The organism is Natronorubrum halobium (assembly GCF_051351675.1).
Lineage (GTDB): Archaea > Halobacteriota > Halobacteria > Halobacteriales > Natrialbaceae > Natronorubrum.
The window spans coordinates 708,334-733,116 of the sequence record NZ_CP195595.1 but is presented as its reverse complement, the minus strand read 5'-3'; the positions used below and the strand labels follow the sequence as shown (position 1 = coordinate 733,116).

General features: G+C 66.4%; 25 protein-coding genes and 1 pseudogene. 11 read left to right on the top strand and 15 right to left on the bottom strand.

The window, feature by feature from the left end; translation table 11 throughout:
* Positions 1–25: 25 nt before the first annotated feature.
* Positions 26–1,066, top strand: coding sequence for an A24 family peptidase C-terminal domain-containing protein (locus ACSFC7_RS03575; RefSeq protein WP_436346390.1), 1,041 nt, complete (start codon positions 26–28; stop codon positions 1,064–1,066).
* A 384-nt stretch (positions 1,067–1,450) separates the two neighbouring features.
* On the opposite strand, the gene ACSFC7_RS03570 is transcribed toward ACSFC7_RS03575, so the two are convergent.
* Together ACSFC7_RS03570 and ACSFC7_RS03565 are read right to left on the bottom strand one after the other, a co-directional pair.
* Complete coding sequence (locus ACSFC7_RS03570) at positions 1,451–1,681, bottom strand: hypothetical protein (protein ID WP_436346389.1); 231 nt, start codon at positions 1,679–1,681, stop codon at positions 1,451–1,453.
* A 71-nt stretch (positions 1,682–1,752) separates the two neighbouring features.
* On the bottom strand, positions 1,753–2,172 hold the full coding sequence (locus ACSFC7_RS03565; RefSeq protein ID WP_436346388.1) for an HIT family protein: 420 nt from the start codon (positions 2,170–2,172) through the stop codon (positions 1,753–1,755).
* Positions 2,173–2,666: 494 nt separating this feature from the next.
* On the opposite strand from ACSFC7_RS03565, the gene ACSFC7_RS03560 reads away from it, so the two are divergent.
* Positions 2,667–2,837, top strand: a complete 171-nt coding sequence (locus tag ACSFC7_RS03560) for a hypothetical protein (protein ID WP_436346387.1) — start codon at positions 2,667–2,669, stop codon at positions 2,835–2,837.
* Between the two features lie 190 nt (positions 2,838–3,027).
* Here the strand turns inward: ACSFC7_RS03560 and ACSFC7_RS03555 are convergent.
* Positions 3,028–3,165 (bottom strand): annotated as a pseudogene (locus ACSFC7_RS03555) (RNA-guided endonuclease TnpB family protein); the annotation flags it as partial.
* Positions 3,166–3,585: 420 nt separating this feature from the next.
* On the opposite strand from ACSFC7_RS03555, the gene ACSFC7_RS03550 reads away from it, so the two are divergent.
* The 3 genes from ACSFC7_RS03550 (at position 3,586) to ACSFC7_RS03540 (ending at position 6,046) form a co-directional block, all read left to right on the top strand.
* Positions 3,586–4,572: a CDP-glycerol glycerophosphotransferase family protein gene (locus ACSFC7_RS03550; protein WP_436346386.1), complete on the top strand. Its 987-nt coding sequence runs from the start codon at positions 3,586–3,588 to the stop codon at positions 4,570–4,572.
* The gene (locus tag ACSFC7_RS03545) at positions 4,560–5,243 is read left to right on the top strand and encodes an NTP transferase domain-containing protein (RefSeq protein WP_436346385.1); all 684 of its coding nucleotides are present in this window, start codon (positions 4,560–4,562) and stop codon (positions 5,241–5,243) included. The genes ACSFC7_RS03550 and ACSFC7_RS03545 overlap by 13 nt, the downstream gene beginning before the upstream one ends.
* Before the next feature lie 98 nt (positions 5,244–5,341).
* Complete coding sequence (locus ACSFC7_RS03540) at positions 5,342–6,046, top strand: glycerophosphodiester phosphodiesterase (RefSeq protein ID WP_436346384.1); 705 nt, start codon at positions 5,342–5,344, stop codon at positions 6,044–6,046.
* A 35-nt stretch (positions 6,047–6,081) separates the two neighbouring features.
* Here the strand turns inward: ACSFC7_RS03540 and ACSFC7_RS03535 are convergent, their stop codons facing one another.
* Positions 6,082–6,858, bottom strand: a complete 777-nt coding sequence (locus tag ACSFC7_RS03535) for a uracil-DNA glycosylase (protein ID WP_436346383.1) — start codon at positions 6,856–6,858, stop codon at positions 6,082–6,084.
* 91 nt (positions 6,859–6,949) lie between these two features.
* Between ACSFC7_RS03535 and ACSFC7_RS03530 the strand changes: the two genes are divergently transcribed.
* The 3 genes from ACSFC7_RS03530 (at position 6,950) to ACSFC7_RS03520 (ending at position 12,892) form a co-directional block, all read left to right on the top strand.
* Complete coding sequence (locus tag ACSFC7_RS03530) at positions 6,950–7,192, top strand: hypothetical protein (protein WP_436346382.1); 243 nt, start codon at positions 6,950–6,952, stop codon at positions 7,190–7,192.
* Positions 7,193–7,285: 93 nt separating this feature from the next.
* Positions 7,286–10,498, top strand: coding sequence for an isoleucine--tRNA ligase (gene ileS, locus ACSFC7_RS03525; protein ID WP_436346381.1), 3,213 nt, complete (start codon positions 7,286–7,288; stop codon positions 10,496–10,498).
* A gap of 297 nt (positions 10,499–10,795) precedes the next feature.
* Entirely contained in the window at positions 10,796–12,892 is a 2,097-nt protein-coding gene (locus ACSFC7_RS03520; protein ID WP_436346380.1) for a hypothetical protein, read from the top strand.
* Positions 12,893–12,934: 42 nt separating this feature from the next.
* Here the strand turns inward: ACSFC7_RS03520 and ACSFC7_RS03515 are convergent, their stop codons facing one another.
* From ACSFC7_RS03515 to ACSFC7_RS03495, 5 genes are all read right to left on the bottom strand, one after another.
* Complete coding sequence (locus ACSFC7_RS03515; RefSeq protein ID WP_436346379.1) at positions 12,935–13,474, bottom strand: heme NO-binding domain-containing protein; 540 nt, start codon at positions 13,472–13,474, stop codon at positions 12,935–12,937.
* A gap of 299 nt (positions 13,475–13,773) precedes the next feature.
* Positions 13,774–14,007, bottom strand: a complete 234-nt coding sequence (locus ACSFC7_RS03510) for a hypothetical protein (RefSeq protein WP_436346378.1) — start codon at positions 14,005–14,007, stop codon at positions 13,774–13,776.
* 164 nt (positions 14,008–14,171) lie between these two features.
* Positions 14,172–15,026: a ribose-phosphate diphosphokinase gene (locus ACSFC7_RS03505; RefSeq protein WP_436346377.1), complete on the bottom strand. Its 855-nt coding sequence runs from the start codon at positions 15,024–15,026 to the stop codon at positions 14,172–14,174.
* A gap of 200 nt (positions 15,027–15,226) precedes the next feature.
* Positions 15,227–15,757 carry a hypothetical protein gene (locus tag ACSFC7_RS03500; RefSeq protein WP_436346376.1) on the bottom strand — a complete coding sequence of 177 codons (531 nt, stop codon included), beginning with the start codon at positions 15,755–15,757 and terminating at the stop codon, positions 15,227–15,229.
* A gap of 104 nt (positions 15,758–15,861) precedes the next feature.
* Positions 15,862–16,761, bottom strand: a complete 900-nt coding sequence (locus tag ACSFC7_RS03495; protein WP_436346375.1) for an HVO_0234 family beta-propeller protein — start codon at positions 16,759–16,761, stop codon at positions 15,862–15,864.
* Positions 16,762–16,842: 81 nt separating this feature from the next.
* Between ACSFC7_RS03495 and glmM the strand changes: the two genes are divergently transcribed.
* A complete protein-coding gene (glmM, locus tag ACSFC7_RS03490; protein ID WP_436346374.1) occupies positions 16,843–18,207 on the top strand; it encodes a phosphoglucosamine mutase in 1,365 nt (454 codons plus the stop codon).
* Between the two features lie 114 nt (positions 18,208–18,321).
* Here the strand turns inward: glmM and ACSFC7_RS03485 are convergent, their stop codons facing one another.
* Positions 18,322–18,831 (bottom strand): HPP family protein, encoded by a 510-nt coding sequence (locus tag ACSFC7_RS03485; RefSeq protein ID WP_436346373.1) that lies wholly within the window; start codon positions 18,829–18,831, stop codon positions 18,322–18,324.
* 117 nt (positions 18,832–18,948) lie between these two features.
* Positions 18,949–19,362, bottom strand: a complete 414-nt coding sequence (locus ACSFC7_RS03480) for a universal stress protein (protein WP_436346372.1) — start codon at positions 19,360–19,362, stop codon at positions 18,949–18,951.
* A 171-nt stretch (positions 19,363–19,533) separates the two neighbouring features.
* On the opposite strand from ACSFC7_RS03480, the gene ACSFC7_RS03475 reads away from it, so the two are divergent.
* Positions 19,534–20,598 (top strand): hypothetical protein, encoded by a 1,065-nt coding sequence (locus tag ACSFC7_RS03475; protein WP_436346371.1) that lies wholly within the window; start codon positions 19,534–19,536, stop codon positions 20,596–20,598.
* Between the two features lie 78 nt (positions 20,599–20,676).
* Here ACSFC7_RS03475 and ACSFC7_RS03470 read toward each other — a convergent pair whose 3' ends face one another.
* The 3 genes from ACSFC7_RS03470 to ACSFC7_RS03460 form a co-directional block, all read right to left on the bottom strand.
* Entirely contained in the window at positions 20,677–21,846 is a 1,170-nt protein-coding gene (locus ACSFC7_RS03470; RefSeq protein ID WP_436346370.1) for a DUF7118 family protein, read from the bottom strand.
* A gap of 6 nt (positions 21,847–21,852) precedes the next feature.
* Positions 21,853–22,275, bottom strand: a complete 423-nt coding sequence (gene hisI, locus ACSFC7_RS03465) for a phosphoribosyl-AMP cyclohydrolase (RefSeq protein WP_436346369.1) — start codon at positions 22,273–22,275, stop codon at positions 21,853–21,855.
* 124 nt (positions 22,276–22,399) lie between these two features.
* Positions 22,400–22,690: a hypothetical protein gene (locus ACSFC7_RS03460; protein ID WP_436346368.1), complete on the bottom strand. Its 291-nt coding sequence runs from the start codon at positions 22,688–22,690 to the stop codon at positions 22,400–22,402.
* 160 nt (positions 22,691–22,850) lie between these two features.
* On the opposite strand from ACSFC7_RS03460, the gene ACSFC7_RS03455 reads away from it, so the two are divergent.
* Entirely contained in the window at positions 22,851–22,979 is a 129-nt protein-coding gene (locus tag ACSFC7_RS03455; protein WP_436346367.1) for a DUF7577 domain-containing protein, read from the top strand.
* A 78-nt stretch (positions 22,980–23,057) separates the two neighbouring features.
* Here the strand turns inward: ACSFC7_RS03455 and serA are convergent, their stop codons facing one another.
* Positions 23,058–24,644, bottom strand: a complete 1,587-nt coding sequence (gene serA / locus ACSFC7_RS03450) for a phosphoglycerate dehydrogenase (RefSeq protein WP_436346366.1) — start codon at positions 24,642–24,644, stop codon at positions 23,058–23,060.
* Between the last annotated feature and the right edge of the window lie 139 nt (positions 24,645–24,783).

Genomic DNA, 24,783 nt, shown 5'->3' with positions numbered 1-24,783 from the left:
ACTACCCCGCTTCGCACGGAAACCTGTGACACTCGCTGGTGCCGTGGCGACGACGCCGGACCTCCTGCGGCTCGTCGCCGTCCCCGTCTTCGCCTGGGTCGCGATTCGCGACATCAAGACCAGACGCGTCTCGAGTACCGTCTGGATCCCCCTCGCCCTCCTCGGGGCCGTTCTGCTCGTCTGGGACGGCTGGATCGCCTGGAACGCCGACGGCTACGCCTGGACCCACGAGTTCCTGCTTCCGGCGGCGGTGAGTATCGGCTTCGTCGTTCCCATCGCCTACCTATTCTGGTGGTTCGGCGGCTTCGGCGGCGCCGACGCGAAGGCGTTGCTCGTGTTGGCGCTACTGTTCCCGACCTTCCCGCAGTACGCCGTGGGCTCGTGGACGTTCCCCCTGACGACCACGCCGATCGAGACGTTCTCGTTTACGATCCTGACGAACGCCGTCGTCATCGGCGTCGCCATTCCGATCGTCCTCGCGGTTCGCAACGCCGCTGCCGGCCGGGTCAACGGCGTGATGTTCATCGGCTGGCCCGTCTCGTGGGATCGGATCCCCGAACTGCACGGCCGACTCCTCGAGACCCCCGAGGGGCGCTCACGGGGCGGACTCGACCTGGACGCCCTGCGGATGTACCTCCGCTGGCGGGGGCTCACGCTGGCCGACGTTCGCGAACAGCCCGACCGGTACCGCGATCCGGCGACGCTCCCCGAGGAGCCGAACCCGCCGACCGACGGCGCGGTTACGGCGGCGGTTCGGAGCGACGGTGGGACGACACTCGAGGACGAGTCCGACGGAGCCGACGGTCCCGAAACCGATACTGAACCCGCTACGGGGGCTGACGACACGCTCGAGTACGACGACCCGTGGGGCGCGGACGCCTTCCTCGCGGACATCGACGGGACGGCCTACGGCACCTCGTCCGCGGAGTTACGGGAGGGGCTCGAGGTCCTCACCGCGAAGGAGACGGTCTGGATCTCGCCGGGGACGCCGTTTCTCGTGCCGGTGTTCCTCGGGTTGGCGATCGCGCTGGTCTACGGCGACCTGCTCGTCGGGACGATCATCTAAGAGTTCGCTTCGTAGAGAAGTGTTTTTGTGCGGCGTCCGCTCGATAGGCGAACTTGCAGATCTGTTTCGGCGAGAGCGAGCGTTTTGCTGTTACTCACATGGGTGATTGCCACGTCCTCCCCAGCCGATTCGTTCGCTTTACCGCGGCGCTCCGTGCCGCGCTCCGCTCGCTCATCCACCGGAAGACGCTTCGCGACTTCCGAGCAGTTGCACTCGCAACGACCTCGCACGGTTGTGAGCCGCGCCTCACTGGGCTCACGGGTCGCTGTGCTCCCCGTTCGCTTTTCCGAGGCGCTCCCGCCGGTCGCGCCTCGCAGCCAGCGCGCGCCACCGCACGTGGCCTGATCGGACCAAGGTGAATGGAGATTCTCTCTACTGAACACACTACGGGTATACGAGACGTTCGTACAGCGGTACCAGCGCCGTCCAGAACACGACGAACGCGGCTCCGATACCGACGAGGATGAGCCACGGGCCACCTCGGCCGGTCGGCGGGCCGCTCGAGAGCAGCGCCAGCGTGCCCACGAACAGCAGGAGACAGACGACGACGCTGCCGAGTTCGAGGACCGTGGCGACGGGGTGGGCCCGGAACTGGGCGGCGAGTCCGGCGATCATACTCGAGGCTCACACGGGAGCGAGAAAAGTGTCACGGCGCGCCGTCGTGACGGGATCGAACGCCGGGCAAATCAGGCTCGAGACTCGATACCGTCCGCGATATCGTCGAGTTCGTCGTCCGCGAGGTCCGGCCGCTCGCCGGTGATGCCGTGGATGGGGCCGCCGCCGTCGCCCTCGAAGCGAGGGACGATGTGACAGTGGACGTGGGGCACCTCCTGGCCGGCTTCCTCGCCGTTGTTGAACGCGACGGTGGTCGCGTCGGCGTCGACGCTCTCCTCGACGGCGGGGACCATCCGGTGGATCGTCGCGTAGAGATCCGCGGCGACGTCGTCGGGGATATCGTTCAGTCGTTCGTACTCGTCTTTCGGAATGACCAGGGTGTGGCCCGAGGCGAGCGGGTTCGCGTCCAGAAAGGCCATCGTCGTCTCGTCTTCGTACACGACTCGTGCCGGGATCTCTCCCTCCACGATCTGACTGAAGATCGTACTCATACGCGAGTGTGTGTCGGCCCACTGTAAGAAGTTTACCCGCTCGAGCGGCGCGAGACGGCAGTGGTGTGCGAAAACGGAACAGTATCGATTCGGCGAGCGTCACGTCAGAGACACCCATTAAACTGGGATAAAGTCACGATAAGTGGGGTGGACGGTCACCGGCCTTCAATAGCGACGCCGGCCTCGAATCGAGTGCCCACCTGGGCGCGGTGTCGTATCGCCCCTGTATCGGAAACCACCAACGTCACGTATCCTGACCTACCACCACCGACGGTTCTTTGTCGGTGGTCGGTTTTAGCCGACGAACAGCGCCGAGCATCGACGGCGTCGGTTCGACTCGACTCGAGTATCCGGACCTCGAGTCTGTGTCACGTACTATCGGATCGCGTCGTCCCGATACCGAGTCGCGTCACCCCTGATACCGGTCCACGACGCAGCGACGTACGTGGAGTCGGGACGGTTAACCCGGTGTACCGAGTACCACTGCGGAAGGGATGAGTGATTCAGGACCCAACGGCGGACTCGTTCGAGCACTGTTGAACGCCGAGCAGCGACTCCACGAGACGGCGCCGATCAAGGCCAGTCACAGCAAACTACTCGTCAGATCGGTCTTCTGGTTTCTGCTCTTTTCGGCGGTTTATACCGTCGTTACGACGGTTCTGTGACCCGCTCGGTGACGGAATCGGCGGCTCGAGCCAGACTGCGAGTGAACCGCCTCGGGGTCAAGTGGTTCGAGAGAGCAAAGCTCTCTCGTCATCAAGCGAACGCTTCGCGTTCGCGGACATCGCGAATCTCCGATTCGCTCAGTCACGGAAGATCTTCGATCTTCCGTACGACCCCGAGGCTTCCCGTGGATTAGTCGGACACTCCCGCAACACCATCGGTCTGACAGCCTCGGGCGGTGTCGAGGGTCACGGTCGGGGCGTCCACGGCCCCCGATGCCTGCCGTCGCACCTTCCGAACAACGGGAAGGGTGTTGAGAGAAGGCACATCGACCGACACGATTGAACAGTATATCGAGCGAACGGAACACGTCTAAATCGGACTTACGGCCTTCACCCTCGGGGTCAAGCCCCGAGGCACTCGGCCTGCTCCGCCTGTAGACGACACCTCCGGCTGCGGACGGCCTCGCATCGGCACTCTCACAGCACTCGTCGAGCGGTTCCCGAATCGCCTCGGAGCGAACCCGAAACCGTCGTTGACGGTTCGAGAGATTGTGTGTTCGTGCGCATTTTCCATCTACTACTGAAAATACACGGTCCTGTCGGCGTGTGCCGCTACAAACACTATACCGCTCGACGGAGTACCGTGAGCATCGGTTGGTCACGGCGGTGAAACGCGCCGTCCCGAGACGAGCCTTCGACCAGGATCGGAGCGAGGCGCGCAAACGAACGCTTCGGGAGAATCCACAGGATGGTAGACGTACTCTACGCTATCGAACGACCGTTTATGAGCAAAACGTTCGAAGCGATCGATCGCCACGTAGACGTCGAATCGGCGTACGTCTCGCTTCGAGCGGACGCACGCGGCTGTAGCGACCGCATCGACGAAATCGAGGTGGACAACCCCGGTAGCGTGGACGAAAACGTGCGAGCGATCGACCCCGGCGTGGTAGTCTACAACCACCGGTTCGGTATCGACCGCGTCTCGTTCTACGAGGAGTATCCGCTCGTACACATCCGACACGGCGCATCGATCGGTCGCGGCGAGATCGATGTGACGACGGAAACGATCCTCCAGCACGTCACCGCCGCCCTCGCACCCGGCGAACGATGGGCGGACGCCTACCGAGAGGCCGCCCCGTCCGGCGTAACCGTCGCCGTCGTCGGCATCCCGGAAGCCGACGCGTTGGTCGACACCCCGCCACCCCGCGAACGCCGCGTGCTGTACGCCCCGACGAACTACATGATCGGTCGAGGCGCGTACGCGAACACCGCCCGTTCGGTCGTCGAGTGCTTCGCCGACACCGAGTACGAACTCCTGTTTCGACCGCATCCGACCGATAGACGCGAAGGACCGGGATTAGCGATCACGCGGGCGTGTCGCGAGCGAATCGCCGAACTGCCGAACGTCGTCTTCGATACGACCACGACGCCCATCGAGAGTATGCGCCGCTCGGACGTCCTCGTCTCCGACTACTCCGGGCTGATCGCCGAGTGGCTCCACACCGGTCGGCCGCTGATCCAACTGACCGACATCGACGCGCCGAACCGTGAGGTGCCGCGAATCGGCATCACGACGGACGCGATCGACCTCGCACTCGTCGACGACTGCTATCGGAACGGCGAACCCGACGTCGCGGCGCAACGACGGGCGTCGTGGCTCGACGCGCTCGGCATTCCGATGGACGGACGGGCCGGCGAACGCGCCGCCAGGGAGGTGTGTCGATGCGTGGCGTGATCCTCGCTGCGGGACGGGGGCGACGGATGGGACACTACACCGACGAAGTCCCGAAAGCGTTCCTCGAGTTCGACGGCCGAACGCTGTACGACCGCCAGCGGGAGCTACTCGAGCCACACGTCGACGGGACGAGCACCGTCCTCGGGTACTGTCACGAGACCGTCCTCGAGCGCTACGACCTCGAGGATCCGATCGTCTTCGAGGAGTGGGAGCGGTACGAGAACGCTGCGTCGTTGCTCCTCGCACTCCGCCACATCGACGACGATCTGCTGGTGCTGAACGGGGACATTCTCGTCGACGAGCGCGAGGTCGGTCGCCTGAGCGAGCAGTTCGACAGCCGCAGACGCAGTCTCAATCTCGTCGGCTGTATTCCGGGCGTACAGAGCGCCGAGACTGCGATCCGCTGGGACGAGCGGGGGAACGTAACGGCGTATGGCCTCATCGAAGGCCACCGACACGCCGGGTTCGGTATCGTGAGTCGCACCCACCGGTCGGCGGCGATCCGAATCCTCGAGGAGCGACTCGACGACTGGTATCCCTGTGTCTACCCCCGGACGCCGACTCGGCCGCTGTTGCTCCCGGCCGAGCGGCACCTCGAGATCAACCGGCCGGCCGATCTCGATCGAGCCCGCGAGTGGCTCGCCTCCGATCGAATCAGTGCGCCCAGGTGAGAGAACGACTGGTATGCTTCGGAGACAGTCCGTACAATCGCCAGTACAGCGCTAGAAAACACAATGTTGATGAGAACTGGGGCGTGGGATCCCGGTAGATGGAGATTATCGGCCATCGCGGTTGTGCGGACCAGGCTCCGGAAAACACCCTCCTCGCGATTCGCGAAGCCGCCCGACGACTCCCCGCAGTCGAGGTCGACGTCCGTCGCTGTGACTCGGGCGAACTGGTCGTGTTTCACGACGAGACGCTCGAGCGCGTGACCGATGCCGACGCTCAGGTCTCGGAGACGCCGTGGGCCGACCTTCGCGAGTTGACCGTCCTCGAGTCCGACGAAGGGATTCCACGCCTCGAAACGGTGTTGCAGACCGTTCCGAACGAGACGACGGTTCAACTCGAACTGAAAGAGCGGGGGATCGCTGCGGACACGGTGCAACTCGCGATGGCGGCCGGTGCGAACGTCCGCGTCTCGTCGTTCGACCCCGAGGCGCTCGCGGAACTGCAGGCGAACTGCCTGGAGGTCCCGAACGGACTGCTCTTCGGCGACGAACCGGACGCGAACCTCTCGCAGGCCGCCGAACTGGACTGCACGCACGTCTTCCCCCACTACGACCTCTGCGTCGAAACCGACGTGGTCGCCGCCGCCCGTGACCACGGGTTCGACGTTATCGCCTGGAAAGCGGCGCGAACGGTCGACGACATCCGTGCCCTCGAACGCGCCGGCGTCGACGGCGTTACCGCGGATCGGTGGGACGTCGCGCCGCCCGAACGCGAGGTCCCGCTCGAGTCCCAGCGCGTCTCGTAACTGGTCCTCGAGAACGGACGCGTGAGTCCGTGCGGTTAGTCTTCTGCTGGCGGGCGACAGTACTCGTCGAGCGTCTCTCGAATCGCCTCGAGGTACTCTTCCGGTTCGTAGCCCAGGCGCCCGATCCAGACGTCCTGGTAGGACGGATGGAGGATCGGGACGAGTTGCGTCTCGAGACGGTCACACCGGACTGGCGTCAGGACGCTATCGACGAATCCGTCGATGTCGCGGTCTTCGACCGCGAGCACCGACTTCGTCGCGTGTTTCCCGGTCGCGAGCACCACGTCGGGATCGACCGTCTCGACCTCGGTGACGAGGTGGCCGCGACAGTTCGCGCGCTCGTCGGGCGTCGGCTCGCGGTTGCTCGTCGGATCGGTCGGATCCTGCGGAAAACATTTCACCGCGTTCGTGTAGTAGGCCTCGTCGCCGTAGCCGATCCGATCGAGCATCCGGCGGATGCGCCGTCCGGAGTGTCTCGAGGTGTAGGCCATCCCGGTCCAGTTCCCGCCCTGCCAGCGGTCGGCGTCGGGATTGCCGGCACCGGGTGCCTCGCCGACGACCAGAACGGTCGCGTCGAGCGGACCGGTTCCCCACGAGATGCACTCGCGGTGCTCGGTGAGGGCCGGACAGCGCTCGCAGTCGGGTTCGACGACGTTTCGCGTGGTCGGATAGGCGGGGTCTCGAGCGGGCGTCGCGTCGGTACGGGTATCGGAGTCCGGGTCGGGAGCGGTCTCTGGAGCGGAATCGGTAGCGGTGTCGGAATCGGTGTCGACGGTCGGGTTCGGACCGTCACTGGAGGGGGACGGAGACACGACCGTACGTCGGTCTCGAGCGAGTTAGGTCGCTCGGATCGGTTCGAGCGGAGGGATAGGTTTACCTTCGTAGAGTGATTCTCCAGAATCAATGGGATCGGCAACCCCCGAACTACTCGCAGAACTGCTTCCGATGGCCATCTATACCGTTCTCGCCGGCGTACTGACGACGGGCGGTATCGTCGCCGAGTACGCGAGCGTTCAGCATCTCGGCTCGGGCGAGACGATGGTCGCGATGTGGCTGGCCGCGATCGGCTGCGTCCTGCTCTACGCGGGCGTCTACGGCATCGCCTATCAGAAACTGATCGGACGGCTGATCGCCGCGAGTCAGTAAGGCAGCTTTCTTCGTCGGTACGGCCCATCGCACGCCGACGCCGGCGTCCGCAATACCGATTCCCCTTTACTCTCGGAGTGAGATTGGACCCACATGAGCAGGTTCGGCGAGGTCGACGACCAGTACGATCCCCACGCTGTAGAGCAACGGGTGTTCGACTACTGGGACGACGTCGACGCCTATCAGCAGACGGTCGACCACCGATCGGACGGTGAATCGTTCTTCTTCGTGGACGGCCCGCCGTACACGTCGGGCTCGGCCCACATGGGAACGACCTGGAACAAGTCCCTGAAGGACGTCTACATCCGATTCATGCGGATGCAGGGGTACGACGTGACGGACCGACCGGGCTACGACATGCACGGTCTCCCCATCGAGACGAAAGTCGAGGAGCAACTCGGCTTCGAGAACAAGAAGGACATCGAGGAGTACGGCGAGGAGAACTTCATCGAGGCCTGTAAGGAGTACGCCGACGAGCAACTCGAGGGCCTTCAGGACGACTTCAAGTCCTTCGGCGTCTGGATGGACTGGGACAACCCCTACCGGACGGTCAGCCCGGAGTACATGGAAGCGGCCTGGTGGGGCTTCTCGAAGGCTGCCGACCGCGGACTCGTCGAGAAGGGCCACCGCTCCATCTCGCAGTGCCCGCGCTGTGAGACCGCCATCGCGAACAACGAAGTCGAGTACGAGGACGTCGAGGACCCCTCGATCTACGTGAAGTTCGACCTGGACGACCGCGAGGGCTCGATCGTCATCTGGACGACCACCCCGTGGACGATCCCCGCGAACACGTTCGTCGCCGTCGACGAGGACGGCGACTACGTCGGCGTGCGTGCGGAGAAGGACGGGGAGGAAGAGCTGCTGTACGTCGCCGACGCCAAACACGAGGAGGTCCTCAAGGAAGGCCGCTACGAGGAGTACGAGGTCGTCGAAGAGCTCACCGGCGAGGAGCTACTCGGCTGGTCCTACGAGCACCCGCTCGCGGAAGCGGTTCCGGACCACGTCGACGCCGAGGGCGCGTTCGAGGTCTACGCCGCCGACTACGTCGACACGCACGGCGACGGCACCGGACTCGTCCACTCCGCACCCGGCCACGGTGAGGTCGACTTCGAGCGCGGTCGCGAACTCGGCTTCCCGATCTTCTGTCCCGTCGGCGGCGACGGCGTCTACACCGCGGAAGCGGGCAAGTACGAGGGCCAGTTCGTCAAGGAGGCCGACCCGGAAATCACGGCCGATCTCGAGGACAACGGCGCGCTGCTCGCGTCGGGCACCGTCCACCACAACTACGGTCACTGTTGGCGCTGTGACACGGGCATTCTCCAGATCGTCACCGACCAGTGGTTCATCACGATCACGGACGTGAAAGACGAACTCCTCGACAACATCGAGGACAGCGAGTGGTATCCGCAGTGGGCCCGCGACAACCGCTTCCGCGACTTCGTCGAGGAGGCGCCGGACTGGAACGTCTCCCGCCAGCGCTACTGGGGCATTCCGCTCCCCGTCTGGACCCCCGAGGACCGCGACGACGACGAGGATCGAATCGTCATCAGCGACCGCGAGGAACTCGCCGAGCGCGTCGATCAGGATATCGATTCTCAAACTGTGGACCTCCACAAGGACACCGTCGACGACCTCACGATCACCCAGGATGGGACTACCTACACGCGCGTTCCCGACGTCTTCGACGTCTGGCTCGACTCCTCCGTCGCGTCGTGGGGCACCCTCGACTTCCCGTCGGACGACAGCCAGTTCGACGAGCTCTGGCCCGCCGACTTCATCCTCGAGGCCCACGACCAGACGCGGGGCTGGTTCTGGTCCCAGCTGGGGATGGGGACCGCCGCGATGGGCGAGGTTCCGTACGACAAGGTGCTGATGCACGGCCACGCGCTGGACGAAGACGGCCGCAAGATGTCCAAATCCGTCGGGAACGTCGTCGAACCCGACACGGCCATCGAGCGCCACGGCTCCGACGCGATGCGCATGTTCCTGCTCTCGGCGAACCCGCAGGGCGACGACATGCGCTTCTCGTGGGACGAGATGGGCACGATGGAGAACCACCTCCGGACGCTGTGGAACGTCTTCCGGTTCCCGCTGCCGTACATGCGACTCGACGACTTCGATCCGGACGAGACGACCCTGAACGATGCCGATTCGGACCTCGAACTCGTCGACGAGTGGATCCTCGCCCGACTGCAGTCAACAAAAGCCGAGATGACCGAACATCTCGAGGAGTTCCGTCAGGACCGCGCGCTCGAGGCGCTCATCGAGTTCGTCGTCGAGGACGTCTCGCGGTTCTACATCCAGGCCGTCCGCGAACGGATGTGGGACGAAACGGACAGCGGATCCAAGACGGCCGCCTACGCGACGATCTACCGCGTCCTCCGCGAGAGCGTCGCGCTCCTCGCACCCTACGCGCCGTTCGTCAGCGAGGAGATCTACGGCACGCTCACCGGCGACGCCGGCCACGACACCGTCCACATGGAAGACTGGCCCGCCGTCGAGGAGTACTGGGCGGACGAGCAACTCGAGGAGGACGTCGCCATCCTGCGCGCGATCGAGGAGGCCGGCGCGAACGCGCGCCAGCAGGCCGGTCGCAAGCTCCGCTGGCCCGTCCCGCGAGTCGTCGTCGCCGCCGACGACCAGCGCGTGGTCGACGCCGTTTCCCGCCACACGCCGCTGCTCGAGGACCGACTCAACGCCCGCGATATCGAACTCGTCTCGCCCGACGACCGCTGGGGCGAACTGAACTACAGCGCCGAGGCCGACATGAGCGAACTCGGACCGGCGTTCGGCGACCGCGCCGGACGGGTCATGAACGCGCTCAACGAGGCCCGGATCGAGGAACCGGGGCTCGAGGCGATCGAGTCCGCCGTGGAAGGCGTGCTCGAAGAGGGCGAGGAAATCACCGACGAGATGGTTTCGTTCGTCACCGAGACGCCCGACGGCGTCGCCGGCACCGCCTTCGGCCTGAACGGCGACGACCGCGGCGTCGCGTACGTCGACGCCTCGCTGACCAACGACATCGAGAGCGAGGGCTACGCTCGCGAGGTCATCCGCCGCGTCCAGGAGATGCGCAAGGACCTCGAACTCGACGTCGAGGAGCGGATCGCGCTGGACCTCTCGATCGACGACGACCGCGTCGCCGCGCTGGTCGCCGAGCGCGAGGACCTCATTCGCGAGGAGGTCCGCGCCGACGATATCGGCGACCTCGAGGTCGACAACGGCAACCGCAAGGAGTGGGAGGTCGAAGGCGTGACGGTGACGATCGCGATCGAGCCACTGGCGGCCGCTGAAGCCTCAGATTAGTCGCCGCCGAACGGAGTGAGGCGGTTTTTTGGTCTCTTACCGAACGGAGTGAGGCAATGGTCAGCGAGAGCTTCGCTCTCGCCGGACAGATTTTTGCGTGAGCGGTGAGAGAGCGAAGCGAACGAACCCGAACGGAAAAAGGTGGGATCCGAACCGCTGGCGGCCGCTGAAGCGTCCGACTGAGAGGTTGAGTGACTCGAGACGGCCACCTCGAGTCCTCGTTCTGCAGTAAGTCTCGGTATACCGACAGTACACGTGCCATAAAAGTCTTAATCGCAGACTCGTCAGAGAAGGGTAGTGAAATCTCGGTTCGCCGTCTGTGTCGTTGTCATTCTCCTGATCGGAAGCCTTCCGGCCGGTATCGCCGGCGCGGGCGGGTTTTCCTCCGTACCCGACACGTCCGGAGCATCCGAGCCAGCAGTCGCGACCGCGACGAGTGGCGGCTCGAGCGCGATGGCCGACGAGGACGACGTCCTCCACCAGCGAACCGAACTGCGACACCGCCCGGATCGGCCGGGCGAGTTCGAGGTCGAGACGACCTTCGAGATGCCGGCCCCGATGCGGGGACTCGAGGTCGACCTCCACGACGACGCGGCCGTCGTGGCCCTCGAGGGCTTCGAGGCGACAGAAGCGGGCACGTACCGCTGGGACGAGGCGACCGCGGAGCCGACGATCCGATACGCGATGCCGGCCGATCGAACGGGTACCGTCCGCCACGACCACGGGGATCGAGACGGCTACACGTTCGTCGACACCGGCGAGTGGGGCGTCGTACAGGTCCCCTCCGTCGGGCTCTCCCTTCGAACGCCCAAATCCGTCACGCTCGGCATCGAGAAGACGGTTACCGTCGACGGCGAGGGCACGGCCGGCAGCAATATCGCGTTCTTCGGCCCGGTCGAGGAGTACGAGCGGACCGTCGACGGCAGGACGATCAGGTTGGTCGTCCCCGAGGCGGCCGATCTGCACGAGGCGCCCGACGATATCCTCGCGGAACTCGCGGCGGCGAGCGAGCGGCTCGCGGTCGGGTCCAGCAGCGCCGAGACGTTCGTCGTCGCGGCCCCGACCGACGTCGACTGGGGACCGCGGGGCGTCCAGTACGGCGACGCGGACGCGTGGGTCGCCGCCGACGCCGAACTCGAGACCGCGGCGAACGTCTGGCTCCACGAGTACGTCCACGCCCGACAGGGGTTCGCCAACGGCGAGACGACGACCGACGCCAGGTGGCTCGTCGAAGCCCAGGCGGAGTACTACGCCGCCTTGCTCGGCTACGAGCGGGGATCGATCCGCTTCAGCGAGTTCAGCGACCACCTGGAGCGCGGCGAGCGCTCGCCCTACGCGGACGGCACCCTCGACGATCCGGCCACCTGGGAGGACGGCGACACCGACTACGTGAAAGGACCGCTCGTCTACGGTGAGATCGATCGCCGACTGCGGCTGGCGACCGACGGCGACCGGACCCTCGAGGACGTCTTCCGACAGTTGAACGCACGGGAGGATCCGGTGAGCGAGGCGGACTTCCTGCGGGCACTCGAGGACGCCGGCGGGGCCGGGGTTCGAACCGTCGCCGAACGGTACGTACGGACCCCGGAGACGCCCGACACGTGGAGTCGCTGGGAGCACGGGGACGCGTTCGACCGGCCCTCGGCGACCGTCGAGTACGGACTGGGCTCGGAGCCGGTAGCGGTCGCCGGCCAGGCGTGGGAGCGCTGGGATTCGAGCGAGTTGGCTGCTGTCGACACTGGCAGTAGCGCCGACACTGCGGGCGGGGACGTGATGGCCGTGCCCGCCGGGGAGTCCGTCAGCGTTCCGGTCGCGATGGCGAACGTCGACGACCGGGCCGGCACCGCCGACGCGACCCTCGAGGCGAACGGCGATATCGTCGCCCTCGAGCAGCGGTCCCTCGAGGCCGGAGAGAGCGCGACGACGCGCCTCTCGTGGACGCCGACGGAGCCCGGCGTCTACGACGTCCGTATCGGGGGCGATCGGCTGACGGTGTTCGTCCGCTCGAGTCCGAGCCTGACCGTCACCGACCTGCGGGTCGACCCCGACAGCGTCGATCCCGGTGAGACGGTGACGGCGACCGCGACGATCGCCGCGGGCGGCGACCTGCCCGCTGCGGGAACCCTACCGTTCCAGACCGCGAACGGGATCGAGACCGGTAATCCGGTCGCGCTCGCCCCCGGCGAGACGGGGACCACGGCGGTCGAACTGACGTTCGACGACGACGGGCGCTACGAGGTCACCGCCGGCGACCGGACCGCGACGGTCACGGTCGCCGGCGGCATCTCGAAGGTCGTCTCGACCATCGACTCGATGCCCGGCTTCGGCGGCGCCGTCGGGATCGTCGCGCTGGCCGTCGCACTCGCGATCGGATCGATCGGTCGGCGACGGTGACGCCGCTCGACGGCGATACGGCTGTCGGCAGCGCGAACGATGCTACGGCCGTTCCACCAGAAACACGCACGCTTCCTCGCCATCGTCGACGCAGCGCTGCTCCGTGACGGTCGCGTCCGCGTCGAATTCGTCGGCGATCCCCTCGAGAATCCCCCGTGCCAGCCCGCAGTAGGCCGGCTTCCGGTGAGTCCGATGCGTCACGCGCACACCGCCATCCGTCTCGCCAGTGCCGGACACCGCCGGTAACGAGGTTTCGTCGGTCGCCGCGTCGACGTCGTCACGAACCCGCTCGAGACGCTCGAGAAGGGCGAACAGATCCTCCTCACGCACGTGCGCGTTGAACGTCGACAGGAGTTCGGGCGCGAGCGTGCGCCCGAAGTCGCGTTCGATCTGCCGTCTGCTCTGGGTCGCCATCGACGACAGCGTCGAGAGAATAGCGTCGATCTCGTGATCGTCGTAGGTCGAGACGGGAAGGTACAGCGCCGGCTCGAGGCCCGCGCGGTCGAGGATCGTTTCCCAGGTGTCCTCGTCGGTTCGGTCGACGACGTACTCCTTGAGCGTCTTGTGGACGATTCCGTGCATCTGGTGTCAGTGGTGGCTCGAAGCCGGGGCGCGCTGCCAGCGATCTGTTCGAATTCCGAGTAACTAGGTCACGGGATGGCATCTACTTAACAGTTGTAGAACGGGTGAACGGCATCGGTCGCTGAGACGGATTCAGCCGTCGGAACGAGACGGAAGCAGAGGGCTGTCGAGCGCTCGCTCCGGGATCGCACGACCGTCCACACGCCTCTCGGATTGGGGACCGCACGACCGTCCACACGCCTCTCGGATTGGGGACCGCACGACCGTCCACACGCCTCTCGGATTGGAGACCGCACTCGCTATCCAGTCGTCTCGGTCGACCCACTACGTTTCTCTCCACCCATCTCTACGTCCTCCAGAACGTCCGTATCGTCGCTCATGATGCGAAGTTCGCCGTCCCCGCAGGTACACCCGGGACCCTGTCCGGTTCCGATGGGACGGATCTCTCCGTCGGGACCGAGACGAACCGCGTGAGCGGTACCGCAGTTGTCGCACACTGCCGCCGCCCGTTGTTCGGTATCTTCCCCAGCCATCTCTAGTAGACCGTGTGTAATGATGCGAGTTAACCGTTATTCATCCGCGAACGAGATACTAGGTAACTAACCAGTCTACGGGCAAACGGCGAAATCGAGCGCGGAAAACCGGTCCAGATATCGCACGCACAGCCCCAGATACCGACTGCTCGTGAGTCGTACGATCACAGCTCCGATGCGAGCGTCGGCGCGACCGAGACGACGCTCGCCCCGCGCTCGATCGTGTCGGTGCCGTATATCGCTTCGACGCCGGCCCGAGAGAGCTTCGTCACCGCGTTACGCGCGAGCAGCGGGTGGACGCAGGTGACGAACACTCGGGCGACGCCGCGGTCCCGGAGGACGCCGACGGCCTCGCTCATGGTCGACCCCGTCGCGATGATGTCGTCCGTGACGACGACGTCGCGGCCGGCCACGTCGACGTCGCTGGGCGTGATCTCGACCGCCGTGCCGGAGTGGCGGGTCTTCTCGAAGTAGTCCGTCTCGCCGTCGCCGTAGGCGTCGCGAACCGTCTCGGCGAGGTCGATCGCGCCCGCGTCGGGCGAGAGGAAGACCGGATCCTCGAGGTCGCCGGGCAGGGGATCGGCCAGTCGACCCGCCGCGTCGACGGCGGTCGCCGTCGGCTCGAAGAACTCGCACACCGCTCGCTCGTGGGGGTTGACCGTGAGCACGCGATCGGCGCCGGTCGAAACGGCGCGAGCGACCGCCCGCGCGGAGACGGGGTGGCCCGCCTCGAAGGCCTCGTCCTGCCGGCCGTAGCCCATGTACGGCAGGACGGTGACGACCTCCGCGGCGCCGGCCTCCCGGACGGCGTCTTGCAACTGGAGGAGTTCGAGGTGGGCGTCGCTCGAGACGGTCGAGGCGACGACGATAGCGCGGTCGTCGTCGAAGTCGGGAACGGCGGCGAGCAGTTCGCCGTCGGGAAATCGGTCGTACTCGACGGAAGCGAGCGGTTCCTCGAGTTCGCGTGCGAGGGCAGCGGCCAACGCCTGCGACGCGGACCCGCTGACGATCGTAGTCATACTCGAGTGGACAGGGCGGGGGATAAACCCGTTTTCGTTCTCCCCTCGGCACGGGCGTTCGACACAGTGCGAGTGCGAATCGCAACTGGAACGAGAACCGGTCGCAGCGGCGTCGGAGAGAGCGACCGCAGTGGAGTTACGGAGCGCGATCGCACTGTCGTCGGACTCGAGCGTCCGGCGGCGGTCAGTGACGGCGAGCGCTACGTGTCGGCGTCCTGACTGTCGCCGTCGTCCTCGCGATCCTCGGCTCCGCCACAGTTGCCGTCGGTGGCGTTGCTCGAGTACGTCATGCTGTCGTCGTCCGTGATCCGGACGAAGATACTGAGGCAGTCGGTGCCGTTCCAGTTCGACGGCGTGATGTCCGCCGGCTCGCCCTCGTTGAGCCGAGCCGTGACGCGGAACTGGCCGGAATCGGACGCCCAGTCGCGCTCGAGCGCGATCGTACTACCGGCCTCGAGCTCTTCGGTCTCCCAGTCCTCGATCCCGTCGTCGAGTTCGACCAGCAGATCGATCTGCTGTGCGGTATCGGACAGGTTGTCGACGATGATCGCCCCGGAAACCGAGTCCGCGACGTCCGTCGAACTGTCCGTCTCTTCCTCGGATGCCCCCTCGTCGTCGCCGTTCTCGTCCCCGTTTTCGTCGTCCTCGGCGCTGCTCGAGCAGCCTGCGACGGCGCCGGCGAGGCCGACTCCGGTCGCGGCCAGCAGTCGGCGGCGTGGTATCCCACTCATGTTGCCGGAGGAAAGTATCGGAGATAGTTAAATCTCCGTCAGACGATTCGTTCGGCGGAAACGGGAGTCGGGATCGACACCACCCCGAAGCCCGCCGCAGGTCGTTACTCGTCGGCGGGCACGGCGAGTCCCGTCACGTCTCCGACACCGATCGTTTGCGAGCGCCACCGGCCGCTACTATCGTCGGGCGTCGCCGAGAGGAACGTTCCTCGTTCCGTGACGGCGTGGATCGTCTCCCCGTAGCCGATTCCGACGATCGACTCCCTGGACCGGTCGTACTCCTCCCACGTCTCCGCGTCGGCGCCGTAGGCGTAGACGGCCTCCCCGGAGACGGCGTGTGCCCGCGCGAGACGACCCGGTTCGGTTCGCGGATCCGCCGCGACGGCCTCGAAGGAGCCCTCGAGCGCCTCCATCCAGCCGTTTCCGAGTTTGTAGAGGCCGTCGCCGGTCGCAGCCAGCGGGACGCCGGCCGCGGAGACGTCGCGGACGTCCGAGAGGCCGGCGTGATCGAGTCGCCCCTCGTGGACGCGATACACGCCGCCGTCGGTGCCGACGAGGTCGCCGTCGATCGCGCGAACCGTCGCGACGCCGTTGTGCTCGAGGAACTCCCACTCCCGAGTTGTGGGGTCGGCATCCGACCCGGCCGACAGCCGCGCGACGGCGCCGTCGGGGCCGGCGGCGATCAGGTCCGACCCGTGGGTGCCGACGGCGACGGCGGGGCCGAAGTCGGTGTCGACGAACGTCCCGTCCGGATCGTCGCCGTTTTCGGAGCCGGTACGGGCCTCGCCGTCGAGCCCGAGCACCTGCACGTCCTCGTCGGTCGCGACGGCGACGGCGTCGTCGGTCGCCGCGATATCGCGGGCGTTACAGCGGTCACAGAGGCCGAACTCGCCGACGGTGTCGCCGGCGACGCGGACGCGCACGACGCCCATGGAACTCGCGACGTAGACCTCGAGGGCCCCCTCGCGGCCGCCGTAGACGCGTTTCTCCTCGATAGAATCCATACGTGAACGGTTGTGGCCGCGCGCCGAAAGCGTTCTGTCTGCTTCGGAATCCCTTTGGGGAGTCCGCTCCGACTAGGACGCATGCAAGTATTCGGATCGAGCGGGACACGCGGCGTCGCCAACGAGGAGCTGACGCCCGCGTTCGTCCTCCGCGTCGCGAAAGCGGCGGGGACGGCCTGGGGAGCCGATCGGGTTGCTATCGCGCGCGACACGCGCTACACCGGGCGGATGCTGGCCGACGCGGCCGCGAGCGGACTCGCGAGTACGGGAACGGGCGTCGACCGACTCGGGGTTCTGCCGACGCCGGGCGCGCAGTTTTACGCCGAACGCGAAGGGGTCCCCGTCATCGTGATCACGGCCTCGCACAACCCGCCACAGTACAACGGCGTCAAACTCGTCGGCCGCGACGGGATCGAACTCGCGGTCTCGGACCTGGAGGACATCGAACAGGTGTTGCTCGCCGAGTCGGCCACCGTCGCGCCCTGGGACGAGACCGGGCGGGTCCGAGAGATCGAGGGCGTCACCCGGGAGTACGTGGACGAACTGCTCGCCGCCTCCGATCGAGAGACCATCGCCGACGCCGAGTTGACGGTCGCACTCGATCCCGGCCACGGCGCCGGCACGCTCACGAGTCCGGAGTTCTTCCGCGAACTCGGCTGCCGCGTCGTCACCGTCAACGGCCAGCCCGACGGCCACTTCCCGGGACGGGATCCGGAACCCGTCCCCGACAACCTCGAGGATCTGGGCCAGCTCGTCCGGGCGACCGACGCGGATATCGGGATCGCCCACGACGGCGACGCCGACCGCGCCATCTTCTACGACGAGAACGGCGAGTACGTCGCCGGCGACGCCGCGCTCGCCGCGCTCGCCGCCGCCGAACTCGAGGAAGGAGACACGACCGTCTCGGCGGTCAACGTCTCCCAGCGACTGGTCGACGTCGTCGGCGAGGTCGGCGCAGCCCTCGAACTGACACCCATCGGTTCGACGAACATCATCACCCGGATCGAAGAGCTCGAGGAGAAGGGCAAGCGCGTCCCGATCGCCGGCGAGGGCAACGGCGGGATCTTCTTCCCCGCCTACCGGCTCTCGCGCGACGGCGCGTTCACCGCGGCACGGTTCCTCGAGCTCGTCGCCGAGCGCCCGGTCAGCGAGATCGTGGCTCCCTACGACGACTACGCGAACGTCCGGTACAACATCGAGTACGAGTCGACGGCCGAACGCGACGCGATGATCGACGCAGCGGCGAACCACGCACAGGAGTCCGACGCCGAACTCAACACACGCGACGGCTACCGGCTGGACCACGGCGACGCGTGGGTGCTCGCCCGCCCCTCGGGAACCGAACCGCTCGTCCGCATCTACGCCGAGGCTCGGGACAGCGACCGTGCGAGCGAACTGGCCGAGGAGATGTACGAGACGCTCGCCGACGCGAAAGCCGACGCGTGATCGCGATCGATCCCGACTGATCGCGACGCGGTTTCTACTTGCCCGTCGAAACGGAGCGGGGACGCTGACCGACGAGAACGCCCGCAGCCGGGCGGAAGGATCTGACTCGGCCCGCTACGATCGAAACCGTTTCTCGTACCTCGCTCCCGCCCGTTCGGTCGCGAGCAGGAGTTGGTGAGCGACGACGAGCACCACGACGGTGACGACGATCAACACACCCTCGAGCGGCGTCGAGAGCAGTCCGAGCGAGACGATCAGCGTCGTCGCGCAGGCCGGCGGATGACGGGTATCGGTCGCGAGCATGCCGCCCGCGGTCAGCATCGTCGCCACGACACCGCTCGCGCCGAGGAGAAGCGCTTCGAACGAGCCGGGATCGGCCGTGGCCGTGATCGAGGTCGTGACGCCGAGTAGATGGTACGCGAGCAGACCGGCGGCGACGCCGATCGCGTGCCCCCCGATCACCCGCCGCGGGGACGTCGCGTCGCTGTCCTGAAACAGCGCGAGCACGAAGGCCGACGGTCCGAGACTCGGGAAGAGCATTGGGAGACCGGAGAGCCAGGCGATCGCGGCCGTCGTCGAGATGAGAAGCCCCGTGTGCAGCGTCGTCCCCGTCCGATCGTCCATGGCCGTCCATTAGCGAGTCGGACGAAAAATACCGGTGATTCGCGGCCGTGGACGGGCCGAGATCGCCATCGACGGACGCACGTTCGGCAGTCGTCCGTCGGAACTACCGGCCATCGCTCACGGCACGATCGTCACCGGAATCGGCGACTGCCGCGTCACCGCTTCCGCGACGCTGCCCAGCAGCATTCGGGAGACGCCGGATCGACCCTCGCTGCCCATCACGATTCCGTCGGCGTCCGCTTCCCGGGCGTAGTCGAGGATCGCCTCTGCCGACGTTCCCTCGACGACGGCCGTCTCGATGGTCCTGTCGTACTCGTCGGCGATCGAGCGTACGTCGGCGAAGAAGTCGGGTTCGTCCCCGTCGTCTCCGCCGCCGACCATCACCGGCGGTCGTCCGCCGTATCCGGCCTCGAGATCGTCGACCACGTGAACTACGGTGATCTCGTCGTCCGGGAAAACGGAGAGCGCGTGCTCGAGGGCCGCGCGGGCCGTCTCGGAGTCGTCCATCGGAACGAGCAGGTGTCTGGTCATACCGGTGGTACGACGGCTGTCGCCTTCAGTCGTCGCCTCGAGTTCCCAGGTACGGGCGGGAGGGACGCCTCCAGTCCGTACGGGATCGGTGTGCAAGCGAGCGTTCGAACGGTCCCTGAGTCCGAAGCGGGCGTGCTCACACTTTTCCGACACTGTGTCGACAGCGATGACATGAGCGCGGACGAGTACGGTATCGACGAGGGCGAACGGATCGACGAGGAGGTGAGTCGGAGCGATCTCGTTCACGAGCGACTGCGCGAGTCGCCGATCAAACGGTGGGTGTTGCTCGACGGGAACCGGTACGCGATCGCGGGGCTGTTCTCGCTCGTCGTCTTCGTCACGTGTGCGAGCATCGGCTTCGCCGGGTACATTCCGGTCACCGATCCCGGCACCGCGACCACGCTCGTCGCGGCGATCGTCGGTGGAACCCTGCCGTTCATCACGATCGTGCTCGCGATCAACCAGCTGGTCCTCTCGCAGGAACTCGGCTGGCCGGGGGACCTCGCGGATCGGTTCGAGGAAATGGTGGCCTTCCGCCACGAAATCGAATCCCTGACGGACACGCCGGTCAGCCCGGCGGCACCCGCCGACTTTCTGCAACTCGTCGTCGATAGCGTCGTCGACCGGACCGAACGGCTGGAAGCCACCGCGGATCGAATGGCCGATCCGGAGCGCGCTGCGGTCGTCAGGGACTTCGTCGAGGCGGTCAGGACCGAAGGCGAACTCGTCTCCGAATCGCTCGAAGACTCGGATTTCGGGACGTTCGCCACGCTGTCGTCGGTGCTCGGCCACTTCAACGGCGCGCACCTCTACGCGGCCCGCCAAATCCGAACGCACTACGCGGACGAGCTCTCGAGCGAGGACCTCGAGACGCTCGACGTGCTCGTCGAGTTGCTCGGTCAGCTCGCGATCGCTCGGCAGACGTTCAAGACGCTGTACATGCAGTACGAACTCGCGCACCTCTCGAAGGTGCTGCTGGTCGTCGGGTTTCCGACGCTACTCGGCGGCGGGATCTTCATGATGACGTACTCGACGATCATCGAGACCGTCGGAACGCCGTCGGTGCTCGTGCTCATCGTCAGCGGTGTCATCACCTTCGTCTTCCTCCCGTTTACCGTCCTGCTGGTCTACACGTTCCGGATCGCGTCCATCACGTCGCGAACCGCCGACTTCGGACCGTTCGTGCCGCGCGTGGACTTCGAAGAGAAAGCGGGACTCGAGGAGCGCAGAGAGTGACGCGTCGAGAGGACCGAGACTCCGCTCGAGAATACTCTGCGCGCCGGCTATCGGTCCCGCCGTCCGGCAGTGGGCCGTTCAGATCGGATCGTCGACCTCGAGCGCCGCCTCGAGTCGCTCCCGTTCGTCCCGGAGGGCCTCGAGTTCGTCCGCGACCCGGCCGTCGGCTAATCGCTCGCGTTCGGCGGGGGTGAGCTGGGCGACCGCCTGGGCCGCCGTCTGCAGTCGGTCGTAGTCGAATGCGGGATCGGTCGCGAGCCGACGGATCGCTCGCAGCTTCGCGACGCACTCCTCGTCCCCGACGCGCGCGACGAACGGCCGCATTTCGCGGGTCCGCCGCCGGAGGATGCCCGCTTCGCCCGGCGGCCACTCGATCGTCAGCGGCTCGGCGTCGATCCCGTCGAGAAACGTCTGCTGGGTCGCCACCTTCCGTTTGAGTTCGTCCGCGCTCGCGACGTAGTGGTCGAGTTTCGACCGCGAGTAGTTGGCGTACTCGAGCAACTCGGGAATCGTGTACTCGCCGGCCGGATCGTCTCGAACGTAGGCCGCCAGATCGTCGGGCGGCTGCTTGTAGTCGACGAAGGGGTACCAGCGACTCCGATCGAGCAGGGCGAATACCTCGCGAGTCGACACCGAGAGCCGAAACTCCTCGAAGGCCGCCTCGATCGCCGCGTTGTACGCCTCGATGGGGTCGCGAAGCTCCTCGACCGGCGCCTCGAGATCCGCGTTCGCGAGTTCGAGCAGTCGCTCGTGCTCCGCGATGTCGTCGTCCAGTTGCCGGTAGCGTTTGGCGGCCGCCGTCCGCGCGTCGTCGATCGCCTCGCGGGCGGCCTCGCGCTCCTCGAGCAGTCGGGCGTACTGCGCTGCGGGTTCCAGGGCGTCGTGTGCCCGCTCGAAGTCCGACTCGCTGAGTCGGCGCTTGTCGATCGCGTCGAGAGCGTCCTCGAACGCTTCGCGCCCCTTCAGATCGTCGGGCAGACCCGTGACCAGCGAGTCGAACTTCCCCTCGAGTTGGATGTACGCCTGGAAGTTCTCCCGGCCGGTGCCGGTCGCTCGGTCGACGTAGTCTTCGAGTAACTCCGTCGCGTCGCGGTAGGCGTCGGCCGCGTCGGTGACCGCCTCGCCGCCGTGGTCTTCGATTCGGTCCTCGGCCCGGGAAAAGCGCTCGCGGGCCGCCTCGAGCGCCTCGAGCGGCGTCCGGTCGTCGAGGCTCGTATCCGCGTCGGAGTGGTGGACGCGTTCGCTCATGTGCGGTTAGTCGTCGTAGACGGCCTCGGGGTCGAACACCCGTTCGCCGACGTTCTCAACGTCGACCGTCGCGGTCGACGAGCCTCCGTTCGCTTCGCTTGCGGAGACCCCGTTGATCGTTCGATAAAAGCAGGATCGGTGGCCGGTGTGACACGCGCCGCCCTCCTGGTCGACCAGGTAGAGCAGCGTGTCGGCGTCACAGTCGACGCGTACCTCCTCGACGTCCTGGGTGTGGCCGCTCGTCTTCCCCTTCTGCCAGAGTTCGTCCCGGCTCCGGGAGTAGTAGTGGGCCACGCCGGTCTCGTGCGTGCGCTCGAGGGCCTCCGGCGAGACGTACGCGAGCATGAGCACCTCGCCCGTCTCGGCGTCCTGTGCGACGGCGGGGACCAGACCGTCCTCGCCGAAGTCGACCGCGATGCCGTCGTCCATAGATGAGGAATGGTTTGGGAGGCCGATAGGTCTTTTGTCGCGGTATCGCGTCTCAGTCCTAATCGTCGGACTCGGTGGGTGCGAGCGCGACGGTCTCGAGTCATTCTCTGGGGTCGAAAAACCGTCAGTTCGCACGCCGCTTCTCGTTTCGTTCCCCGTCGTCCTCGGCCGGCAACGTCAGCAGGATCAGCACGAACGCCAATCCACCGAGCCAGATCCCGAGGGCGAGTTGGACCCCCGACGGGACGACGACGAGGCCGGACAGGACCTCGAGGCCGACCATCAACACGAGCAGGCCGACGATCGAGGTGACGGCCAGGCCGAATCCCTTGCGGAGCATCCACTTGCTCTCCGCCGCGTCCGCGGTGGAACTCGGGGTCGATCGGGGCTCGGTTGGGTGGTCGATTAGTGACATCGTGCTCGCCTCTCCGAGAGGTACGCTCCCGGCGGAGATAACCACTCGTACTGTAAATCGGACCGATCAGGTGCCGAGCGGACATCGTGGCCGTCGGTCCTCACCCCTGCTTGCAAACGTCAGCGCACCCGATATTGGGCACGGGACCGGAGGGTCGACGATGAGTCCGCGCACGCAAATCGAGCAGCCAGTCAGGTGCCGCGCCTGTGGAACGACGAACGATCACTGCTACACGTACTGCCGGAACTGTCTCCAGACGCTGCCCGCGAGACCCGACGCGAATCCGTGAGCCCGCGACCGATCTACCGCACGCCGAAAGAGAAAGAGAGAGACCGCAAGTCGATTCGCGCCGCGAACGAGGCCGAACTCAGGCCTGACCGTTCAGCGTGATGTAGTTGAGGCCGATGATCCGCTCGTCGGACTCGAGTTCCTCCCGGGCTTCGTCGGGGATCTCGCTGTCGACGTTGTAGACGGTCAGCGCCTCGCCGCCGATGGCCTCGCGAGCGTTGAACATGCCCGCGATGTTGACGCCGTGCGTGCCCATCACGGTGCCGATGAGGCCGATGACGCCGGGTTCGTCGGTGTTACGCGTGACGACCATCTTGCCGTGGGGGATGGCGTCGACGCGGTAGCCGTCGACGCGGACGATCCGCGGGTCGTCACCGGCGAAGAGCGTGCCGTCGACGGTGACCTCGTCGTCGTCGTTGCTGACGGTCACCGAGATCAGGCTCTGGAAGTCCTCGGCCTGCCGGGTCTTGGACTCGGTGACGTCGACGCCGCGGTCCTCCGCGATCTGGGGCGCGTTGACGGCGTTGACCTGCCACTCGAGCGGTTCGAAGACGCCCTTCAGCGCGCTGGCGGTGACGAACTCGACGTCCTCGTCGGCGATATCTCCCTCGTAGGTGATCTCGATATCCTCGATGCGACCGTCGAGCAACTGGGCGGCGACCTTGCCCGCCGTCTCGGCGATTTCGATGTAGGGCTCGAGGCGGGGGAAGGCGGCCTCGTCGATCGAGGGCGCGTTCAGGGCGTTCGCGACGGGATCGCCGACGAGTGCGGCGCTGACCTGCTCGGCCGTCGAGGTCGCGACGTTCTCCTGAGCTGCCTCCGTCGACGCGCCGAGGTGGGGCGTGACGATGATGTCCTCGTGCTCGAGCAGCGGCGAGTCCGCGGGGAGCGGTTCCTCGGCGAAGACGTCCAGTGCTGCACCCGCGAGCGTGCCGTCTTCGATCTTGGCGGCGAGTGCGTCCTCCTGAATGATGCCACCGCGGCCGACGTTGACGATGTAGCCGTCCTCGAGCAGGTCGAGTTCGTCCTCGCCGATCATGCCCTCCGTCTCGGGCGTCAGCGGCGTGTGGATGGTCAGGAAGTCGGCTCGCTCGAGACACGGCTCGAAGTCGACGAGTTCGGCGCCGAGTCGGTCGGCGCGCTCCTCGGAGATGTAGGGATCGAAGGCGACGATATCCATGCCCAGCGAGTCAAGTTTCTTGGCGACCTCCTGGCCGACGCGGCCGAGGCCGACGATGCCGAGCGTCTTGGTGTCGAGTTCGGCGCCGAGATACTCGCTTTTCGCCCACTCGCCGTTTTTCAGACGGATGTGGGCCTGCGGGATCGAGCGGGCGGCCGCGAACGTCATCGCGACGGTGTGTTCCGACGCCGCGCGAACGTTCCCTTCGGGGGCGTTGGCGACGATGACACCCTCGTCCGTGGCGGCCTCGATGTCGATGTTGTCGACGCCGATGCCGGCACGGCCGACGATGACGAGTTCCTCGGCCGCGTCGAGTACCTCGTCGGTGACTTCGGTGCCCGAGCGGACGATCAGTCCGTTGGCGTCCGATACCGCCTCGAGGAGGTCGTCGCCCTCGAGGTCGTAGCCTGTCTCGACGTCGTGCCCGGCCTCTCTGAGTACGTCCAGACCCGCATCAGCGATCGGATCCGTGACGAGTACCTTCATGCGCGAGACAATCGTGTGGAGCAGGTAAACCCTTCCGTTGTTGGGAGGCGTGGCAAAAATTGTCCACAGTGTCGCTGGAGGTGAGACAGGGGAGTGGCTCCAGGTGACGAGCCGATTTCGGGCACGCCCGAGCGAAGCG